Annotated in this window: 4 protein-coding genes; 2 read left to right on the plus strand and 2 right to left on the minus strand. The window is 69.5% G+C overall.

The window, feature by feature from the left end; all coding sequences use genetic code 11:
- Window positions 1-3,494 (plus strand): 1-acyl-sn-glycerol-3-phosphate acyltransferase (locus tag I71_RS34760; protein ID WP_199902091.1); only part of this gene is annotated, 3,494 nt, incomplete at its 5' end.
- A gap of 8 nt (window positions 3,495-3,502) precedes the next feature.
- Here I71_RS34760 and I71_RS02395 read toward each other — a convergent pair.
- On the minus strand, window positions 3,503-4,633 hold the full coding sequence (locus tag I71_RS02395) for a cyclic nucleotide-binding domain-containing protein (protein ID WP_244433580.1): 1,131 nt from the start codon (window positions 4,631-4,633) through the stop codon (window positions 3,503-3,505).
- A gap of 248 nt (window positions 4,634-4,881) precedes the next feature.
- A complete protein-coding gene (locus tag I71_RS02400; RefSeq protein WP_042689858.1) occupies window positions 4,882-5,775 on the minus strand; it encodes a LysR family transcriptional regulator in 894 nt (297 codons plus the stop codon).
- Window positions 5,776-5,882: 107 nt separating this feature from the next.
- Between I71_RS02400 and I71_RS02405 the strand changes: the two genes are divergently transcribed.
- Window positions 5,883-6,718 (plus strand): proton-conducting transporter membrane subunit (locus tag I71_RS02405; protein ID WP_042689862.1); only part of this gene is annotated, 836 nt, incomplete at its 3' end.

Consider the following 6,718-nt stretch of genomic DNA (forward strand, 5'->3'; position numbering starts at 1 on the left):
CGACCTTCATGGCGGCCGGCGGCTCGCCCATCGGCCGCGATGCCTGGCGGTTCGAGCCGGTGCCGGACGAGCCTGCCCGCTTCGTCTGCCGCGGTCAGGTGATCCCCGACGCCAGCCACCATCTGGTCTACGAAGTCTTCGTCGAGGAGATCGAGGACGGCCCCACCCCCATCGTCCGCGCCGCCCTGCTATGCAGCGCCGACGGCTTCAAGGTCTTCCACTGCCGCGCCTTCGCACTGCGGCTGGTGCCCGACTGGCCGCTCGGTCAGGGCCGGCACGCCCTGCCGGCACGGCTGGAGGCGCCGCGCATCGTCGGCACCCGCGGCGACGTGCGCGGCGATCACGAGGCGCTGCTGGCCTGCGCCTGGGGGGCGCCGTCCGCCGCCTTCGGCAGCATGTATGCCCGCTTCGACGCCGGCCGGGTGCCGCGCCTGCCCGGTCCGCCCTATCACTTCATGACCAGCGTGGTGTCGGTGAACTGCCCGGCCGGGGAGCCGACCGTCGGCGGCACCATCCTGGTCGACTATGCGGTGGAGCCTGGGGCCTGGTACTTCGCCGAGAACGCCGCCCCGGTGATGCCCTTCTGCGTGCTGATGGAGGTGCTGCTCCAGCCCTGCGGCTGGCTGGCGTCCTATATGGGCTTCGCGCTCGGCTCCACCGAGGATCTGGCGATCCGCAATCTCGACGGCGACGCCGCGCGCGTGTTCGCCGAGGTGACGCCCGCCGATGCCCGTGTCCGCACCGAGGCGGCGCTGACCCGCTTCTCCCGTGCCGGCGGCATCACCCTGATCGCCTTCAAGGTCCGCGCCTGGGTCGACGACCGGCCGCTGATGGAACTGGAGACCGCCTTCGGCTTCTTCGCCTCCGCCGCCTTGGCGAAGCAGACCGGCCTGCCGCCTCTGCCCGCCGACGACGCACGCGGGATCCCGCCGGCGCGGCCGGCGGCCGAACCCCGCCGAACCAAGGTCGCGGAGGGCATGCTGCGCATGGTGGACGAGATCACCGGCTGGTGGCCGCAGGGCGGTGCCGCCGGCCTGGGTCTCGCCCGCGGACGGCAGGCGGTGGACCCGGAATCCTGGTACTTCAAGGCCCATTTCTTCCAGGATCCGGTCCAACCCGGCTCGCTCGGCGTCGAGGCGCTGCTGCAGTTGCTGGAACGCGCCATGCTGCTCGCCGGGTTCGACGGCGAACTGCCCTCGCCCCGCTTCGAGGGCGCCGCGCTCGACGAGCCCCTGCGCTGGAAATACCGCGGTCAGGTCGTCCCCACCAACCGCACCGTCGCCACCGAAATCGAGATTGTGCGGATCGAGCGGGATGAACGCGGCATTCTCGCCGTCGCCCGCGGCAGCCTGTGGGCCGACGATCTGCGCATCTACGAGGTCGAGGGGCTGGCGGCGCGTCTGGTGCCGGGCGCTCCCGGAGACGGTTATAGCGCCGATGGCCGCAAGGGCGGCGGCATCCGCTTCGATCTGGACAGTGCCCCCTGGCTCGGCGACCATCGCCCCACCCACACCGTCCCGGCGGTCCCGCTCACCTGCCTCGCCGATGCCATCGCCGCAGCCGTTCCGGGCGGCACGCTCGTCGCCCTTGAGGATGTGCGGGTCCAGCGCTGGGTGACGGTGCCGGCGACACTGCTCCCGGAAACGGCGCCCGATGGCCGCGTCACGCTGCGGCAGGGCGGCGAGACCGTCGCCAGCGGCCGGGTCGTTCGGGCGGCGGATCGCGAAGCGGGCTGGCCGGACCCGCCCCCGCCCTTCCCCCCGTTGGACAACCCTCGCCCCACCCCCTGCCCTTATGGCGCCGGCGAGCTGTTCCACGGTCCCGCCTTCCAGATCCTGAGCGACCTGCGCACCGGTTCCCAAGGCGCCACCGCCATGCTCGACGCGGCCAGGGCGGCACGGGTGCCCGGACCGATCGGCCCGGCGCTGCTCGATGCCGGCCTCCACGCCATGCCGCGCCATGCGCCGGAACTCTGGTGGGGCGACGGAGCGGCGGGGATGCTCGCCTACCCCAGCAGCATCGAACGGCTGCGCTTCTTCGGCCCGACGCCGCGTGACGGCATGGTCCGCATCGAGGTGCGCGCCCTGCCGCTCGACCCGCAGGGCCGCGCCCGCTCCCGCCTGCAATGGCTGACCGGCGACCGGGTCTGGGCCGAGATGGAGCTGGCCGACGTGCTGTTCCCCAAGGGTGCCCTCGGCAAGGCGCCGGCCCTGGCCCGCCGGGCCTTCCTGCGCGACCGCAAGGCCGCCCCCGGCGTGCGCCTGTCCCGCTTCGACACCGGCACCTCGCGCCTGAACGCCCGTGAGGTGGCGGCCAGCAACTGGCTGCCGGGAACGCTGGAAAGCATCTATGCGGTGTCGGGCACCCCGGCCGGGATGGCCCGCGCCATCGCCGCCAAGGAACATGCCGCGGAGCAGTTCGGCGTTCATCCGGGAAGCGTGACGGTCGAGGGCGACACCGCCCGCTGCCCCGCCGCGCCCCTCACCCCCATCCCGCTGTCGATTGTGCAGGAGGGCGCCGACTGGCTGGTGACCGGCAGGGCCCCTGCCGCTCCTGATCTTGCCCCGCTGCAGCGCTTCTGGCGGTCGCATCTGGGCACCGGCGACTGGGCGGTGGAGGATCTGTTCCTGGCACTGGCCAGCGAATTCATCGGGCAGGTCCGTGTCGCCGAACCCGACCAGCTCGCCCGCATCCGCCAGCGCGGCGCGCTGTTCCTCGGCAATCATCAGGTGGCGGTGGAATCCCTGACCTTCGCGCTGGTCGGCGCCGCCCTGACCGACCGGCCGATCCTGACCGTCGCCAAGGCCGAACATCGTGACACCTGGCTCGGCAGCCTGCTGACGCTGTGCGGCAAGTCTCCGGAGCTGCGCCTGCCCCGCATGATGATGCTGTTCGACCGCGAGGATCCGGCCGCCATGCTGGGGCTGATCGAACAGGCGCGCGACGCGGTGACGCGGGACGGACTTTCGATCATGGTGCATGCGGAGGGGACGCGCTCGCTGTCCTGCCGGACGCCGGTCACCCGGCTGTCGGGGGTCTTCCTCGATCTGGCCGCGAAGCTGGGGATCCCCATCGTTCCCATCCGCTTCGCCGGCGCCCTGCCGGTCGATCCAGCACCCGAGCGTCTGGACTTCCCCCTCGGCTTCGCCCGCCAGGACATCCACATCGGCCGGCCGCTCTGGCCGGAGGAGCTGGCCAGCCTGCCATTGGCGGAGCGCAAGAAGACGGTGCTCGACGCCATCAACAGCGCCGGCCCCGCCGCGGCCGACGAGGGTCCCAACGAGCCGCGTCCCGCGTTCGAAGCCTCGGCAAAGGCGCTGGCAACGACCCGCGGACTGTCCCAGCCCAGTGCGGCGACGGTTCAGGCGATTTTGAACGCGATCCCGCCGGACCGCCCACTGGCCCACCTCGCCCGCCGGATCGCGGCAGGCGAAGCGACCGATGCAAGCGACCCGTGGCTGTCCGCGCTCGCCGGATGGTTTCTTGCGGAATAGCCGGGGCTTCAGAAGACGGGAATGCCGACGATCATCAGCCCGAAGACGCCCAGGATGGCATGGGACACGCTGCTGCCGACCAGCGATCCCTGCCGGGCGAAGATCCAGCCCCAGTAGAGACCGAAGGGAAACACCGCCAGCGCCAGGATGATGGACACATGCAGGTGGGTGGCGCTGAACAGCATGTTCGACAGGACGATGGCTTCCAGCGTCTTGTGCTTGCTGGTCAGGAACAGCTGGAACGACGCCTGGGTGCCGCGGGCGATGGTCTCCTGGATCGGCGTGAAGGCGCCAAAGGCGCTGCCGTTCAAAAGATCTTCCCCGCCGAAAAGACCGGTGGAGCGGGGAAAGTCGAACACCGCTGCCCCCTGCAGGGCCGGGATGAAAGTCACGCCGATCCATTTCAGCAGCACGACCAGCAGCGCGACGGGAATGAACAGCACCGCACCTTCCAGCGCGTTGCCCCGCCAGTTCTCCAAGGTGAAACCATAGGTGCTGGGCGGCCAGGGGCTGGTCTTGACGGTGCGCCAGACGCCGAAGGCAAAGCCGACCAGGATCGGCAGGCTGATCAGCGAGGTGTCGGGAACCACCTTGCTGAGCGCCGTGGTGACGCCCAGCGCGAACATGTAGAAACACAGGCCGACCAGCAGGCGGTAGATGAACTTGCTCATCTCCACCCGGCTTTCCGCCTCGCTCAACTGGCGGCGCAGGGTCTCCACCGTCACTTCGTTGGTGCGGCGCAGGCGGGCGGCCAGTTCATAGGCCATGTTGATCTTCAGCCGGCTGTCGATGCCGAGATGCGGATCGGGCTGCTCGCGCAGGCGGGCGATCGGAACCGCCACGACCTCGCTGTCCTCGACCGCACGCACCGCACCGGAACGCGGACCGCTGTCCAGCAGCGAGACCTCGCCGATGGATTGTCCAGCCGTCAGCAGGGCCAGCCGGTGAAGGGCGCTTCCACCGCCGTCACGCTTCAGAACCTCGAAACCGCCGGACAGGATGAAATAGAGGGTGTCGCCCGGCGCTCCCTCCTCGAACAGGAGCCTGCCCTGCGGGATCCTGATGGGGCCGTCCATGATGGAGGCCAGCTGCCGGATGTTCTCATCGGAAAAGCCGGACAACAGGGGCGCCCTGCTCAAACGCTCCCCCAAATGTTCATCGATTGTGAGATGCCGCGCGTCCGATGGCGCGCCACCAAGCTCCACCATGTCATGCTCTCCGGGGAAACGAACTTCTGGAAACGGACGCGGATATTATAGAGCGCTTCAACTTTTAATAAAAGCTGTGCACCACGAATAATAGTGGCATCGCCTTATTCGAAGCAACTTATCGACGCCGCCACGGGCGCTTCCGTTTTCCGGCGATGTGGAGAGAAAGCGACCGGCCGTCAGTCCGGTTCCACCGTCGGACTGCCGGCCTGCAACAGGGCACGCAGCAGCGCGTTGGGAAACCGGCGCCGCACGGTGACGGCATAGAAGGTCTCGGTGATGCCGGGAAGCACGTCGGCGGCGTGCAGCAGGCCGGACGCCAGCTCATCCTTGACGACGATGGGCGGCAGCACGGCAAGCCCGACATCCTCGCGGGCCAGCAGTCGCATCATCGCCATGTCATCCACCTCGGCGGCGATCTGCGGGCGGATGCCGATGCGGTCGGCCAGCGCATCGAAAGCGGTGCGCACACTGCTGTCCGCGGTCGGCAGGATCATCGGATGACCGCTCAGAAGTTCCGCGATGGTGCCGCCGCCGGCGGCCCGCCGCGGTGTTCCCACCAGAGTGACCGGCTGTTCCGCCAGCCTGTGGGCGACGAAGGGGGAAGCCGCATCGCCGGCCGGCGGCCGGTTCATCAGCACCACATCCAGGTTCAGCGCCTCCAGCGCCTGCAACAGCTCCGCCGGGCTGCCCGAGCGCAGGATGACGTCGACATCCTCCTGACCGAGGACCGGACGCAGGAAGCCGATCTGGAAATTGCGCGACAGCGTGGCCTGCGCCCCCACCCGCAAGGCCCGCCGGGTCCGGCCGGCGTCCTTCAGCGTGCCCACCAGCTCCTCGCCCAGGGCAAAAATCGAATCGGCATGGTCGAGCGCGATCCGCCCCGCCTCGGTCAGGCGAAGCTGACGGCCCTCGCGCTCGAACAGCGCATGGCCAAGCCGCTCCTCCAGTTTGCGGATCTGCACCGACAGGGCCGACTGGGTCAGGTTCAGCCGCGCCGCCGTGCGCGTCAGGTTCCCGTCATGGGCGACGGCCCGGAAATAGAAGAGATGATGGTAGTTCAGCTCGCGCATCGTTCGATTTTACCGAACGATACCACGAGAACAATGAATTTTTTTTCAGTCCGTGACGCTGCTAGATCGAAGGGATAGGCTCCTCACGCATTTCCGGAGAGACCGCGTTGTCCACTCATCTCCTGCCGCTCCTCGCACCTCTGGCCCTTCTGCTGGCCGCCTTTGCCGGGTTCCGCGATCCTGGACGACGCCCCGCCTCCGTCCCCCGTGCGGCAGAGGCGGCAGCGCTGACCGCCGTCATCGTCGCCCTGCTGTCGGCCGGACTGCTTGCCCTTGCCGGCGCCGGCACCAGCCCGCTGATCGGCGCCCACGGCATCGGCCTGTCGGTGCGGCTCGACGCGGTGAGTGCGACGATGCTGGTCCTGGTGTCCTTCGTCGGCTGGACCGTCGTCCGCTACACCGCCACCTATCTGGATGGCGAGGACCGGCAAGGCGCCTTCACCGGCTGGCTGTGCGCCACCTTGGCATCGGTCCTGCTGCTGGTGCAGGCCGGCAACCTCACCCATTTCGTCATGGCCTGGATCGCCACCAGCCTGTTCCTGCACCGGCTGCTGCTGTTCTACCCGGACCGGCCCACCGCGCGGCGGGCGGCACGCAAGAAGGCGGTCACCGCGCGGGCCGGTGACGCCGCCCTGATCGGTGCGGCGATCCTGCTGGCGGTCGGCTATCGCACTTCCGACATCGCCACCATCGCGGAGGTGGCCCGCGCCGGCCAAGCTGTCCTCCAGGGCAGTGCGCTGGCCGTCTGCACCGCCGGGCTGATCGCGCTGGCCGCCCTGCTGAAGTCGGCACAGTTCCCCACCCATGGCTGGGTGACCGAGGTGATGGAGACGCCCACCCCGGTGTCGGCCCTGCTGCATGCCGGCGTCATCAACGGCGGCGGCTTCCTGCTGATCCGCTTCGCCGACCCGATGCTGCTGGCGCCCGGCGTGCTGTCGGTGCT

This window comes from Azospirillum sp. B506, from assembly GCF_000333595.1.
Taxonomy (GTDB): domain Bacteria; phylum Pseudomonadota; class Alphaproteobacteria; order Azospirillales; family Azospirillaceae; genus Azospirillum.